Here is a 256-nt window from a genome sequence, read left to right as displayed (position 1 = left end):
CGCCGCCTCTTGTCGTCTCGGCGTCCCGCCCCCCCCCCCGACCCCCCACCGCAAAAACCCCCCCCCCCCCCCCCCCCCGGCCGCGCCCCCCCCCCCCCCCCCCGCCCCCCCCCCGGCCCCCCCCCCCCCCGCCCCCCCCCCCCCCCCCCCCCCCCCGCCCGCCCCCCCCCCCCCCCCCCCGCCCCACCACCCCGCCCACGCCCAACCCCGCGCCCCGCGAGCCCGAGTGGACAGGACGGCGCCTGCTGAATGACGC

General features: G+C 87.9%; 1 protein-coding gene. It reads right to left on the bottom strand.

Going from position 1 to position 256, the window contains the following annotated elements; translation table 11 throughout:
• Positions 1-256 (bottom strand): hypothetical protein (locus AAEZ02_RS23785; protein ID WP_351125438.1); only part of this gene is annotated, 256 nt, incomplete at both ends.

The organism is Shewanella sp. T24-MNA-CIBAN-0130 (assembly GCF_040310185.1).
GTDB lineage: Bacteria > Pseudomonadota > Gammaproteobacteria > Enterobacterales > Shewanellaceae > Shewanella > Shewanella psychromarinicola.
Note: the sequence above shows the minus strand (reverse complement) of the source record. Positions and strands in the feature narration are given on the sequence as shown.